At 69.8% G+C, this 1818-nt stretch carries 2 protein-coding genes; one reads left to right on the top strand and one right to left on the bottom strand.

What is annotated here, in order from left to right:
- Nucleotides 1-164: 164 nt before the first annotated feature.
- A complete protein-coding gene (locus tag ACFRQN_RS40745) occupies nt 165-881 on the bottom strand; it encodes a TetR/AcrR family transcriptional regulator (protein ID WP_074002471.1) in 717 nt (238 codons plus the stop codon).
- 123 nt (nt 882-1004) lie between these two features.
- Between ACFRQN_RS40745 and ACFRQN_RS40740 the strand changes: the two genes are divergently transcribed.
- Nucleotides 1005-1706, top strand: coding sequence for an NAD(P)-dependent oxidoreductase (locus tag ACFRQN_RS40740; RefSeq protein ID WP_074002472.1), 702 nt, complete (start codon nt 1005-1007; stop codon nt 1704-1706).
- Nucleotides 1707-1818 lie beyond the last annotated feature (112 nt).

Here is a 1818-nt window from a genome sequence, read left to right as displayed (position 1 = left end):
GAAGTCGGCCAGGCCGACTTCTCGCGCAACTGCTTTCAGGTGTTGGTGGCTGCGGACAGGTGTGAGGCCCCCGACCCGCACGAGGTCCTGAACCGGTGTTCCGCTCCTCCTCACCCTCACCGGGCCGCGGGACAAGCCCGATCCGGGCTGCGCGGCGGAGCCGCTCAGCCCTGGTGAGGGATGCCCAGTGCTCGGACGAGCTGGGCCAGTTCCTCGCGGAAGAGCTTGTCCGGGCTGGCCATCTGAGTGTGGAGGTGGCCGTAGATCTCCAGTGACACCAGGCCGTGCAGGTGTCCCCAGATGCGCAGGGCGAGTGCGACGGCGGCGGGGGGCAGATCCGGGAAGGCCTCGCGCACCTTGTCGCGGAGCCCGGGGTCGAAGTCGGGCCACTCGAACGTGCTGTCTCGGTAGAGGTGTTCGGTGTGGGGCCAGGCAGCCGCCGCGAGTGCGGCGAGTCCTGTGCACACCCGGCGCGCGGCGTCCGGGGCGGCGCCGCCCTCGGGGGCGTGGTAGCCGGGGACCGGGTCACCGTAGACGAGGCGGAAGCCCTCGGGGTTGGCGACGGCCCAGTTCCGGAAGGCGGTGGCCCATGCCTGGATCCGGACCGCCGGGTCCTTGGCGGGGGCGGCCTCCCAGGCCGCGTCCACGGCGTCGGCCAGCGCGGTGTACACGTCGTTGATGAGCGTGGTGACCAGATCGTCGCGGGTGGCGAAGTAGCCGTAGATGGCGTTGGCGGTCATGCCCATCTCTCGGGCGATGGCCCGCAGCGTGATGGCGTCGGGGCCGCCTGAGGCCATCAGCGCCAATGCCACGCTCTTGATTTCGGCCGTCGTCTCGGCGCGCAGCCGCTCGCGTCGTCCTGTGGTCCCGGTAGCCGCCATGCGGACACTCTACAGTGTCACCAGATTGGTTGGCGTATCGAAACTTCACGCCGTATAGTTTTCGCCGTGGCGACCGACGGTCCGTCATGTCGCCGTATTCGCAGGCGGGTTGAGGGGAGAACCATGCACATCGGAGTCATCGGCGCCACTGGCGGCATCGGCAGCCGGGTCGTCACCGAGGCGCTTCAGCGCGGACACCTGGTCTCGGCCTTCGGTCGGGACACTTCACGGATCAAGGAGACCCGCGAGAACATCACCTGGGCCGACGTCGACGTCCTCGACGCGGCGAGCATCGCGGCCGTGCTGCCCGGCCTGGACGTGCTGATCAGCGGATTCCAGCCGGGCAACGCCGCCAAGGACTTCGCCGACACCGTCCGTCGCTCCATCGCCGACCCCACGGTCTACGCGACTGCCGCCCGCGCGCTGCTGACGGCACTGGAGAGCCACCCCAGGACGCGCCTGCTCGTGATCGGCGGTGCCGGAAGCCTGGAGGTCGAACCGGGCGTGGTGCGCGCCGACCATGACGAGCTGATCCATGAGAGCCTCGACGCGCTCGGACTGCCCCGGGAGTACGCGGCCGCCGTGCGCGGCCACCGGGACGCCCTGACCGTCCTGCGAACCTCGAATCGGCTGTGGACCTACTTCAGCCCGGCCGAGGACATCGCTCCCGGCGAGCGTACCGGCCGTTTCCGGACCGGTGGTGACCAATTCGTCCTGGACGCGGACGGACGCAGTCGCATATCGGTGGAGGACGCCGCGATCGCCCTGGTCGACGAGGCGGAGCTGCCGCGCTTCGTCCAGCGCCGCTTCACGGTGGGGTACTGAAAGGTCGTAGTCGAGATCCACCCGGGAACCTCTCTCCTCGCCGTGCTCCGGCAAGCCGCTCCACACCCGATCGGGTGAACAGCAGAGGTGCCGGGCGATCCCCCCGCGGGAT

Origin of the sequence: Kitasatospora sp. NPDC056800 (genome assembly GCF_042789775.1) — a bacterium.
GTDB lineage: Bacteria > Actinomycetota > Actinomycetes > Streptomycetales > Streptomycetaceae > Kitasatospora.
This window is presented reverse-complemented; position numbering and strand designations above follow the sequence as displayed.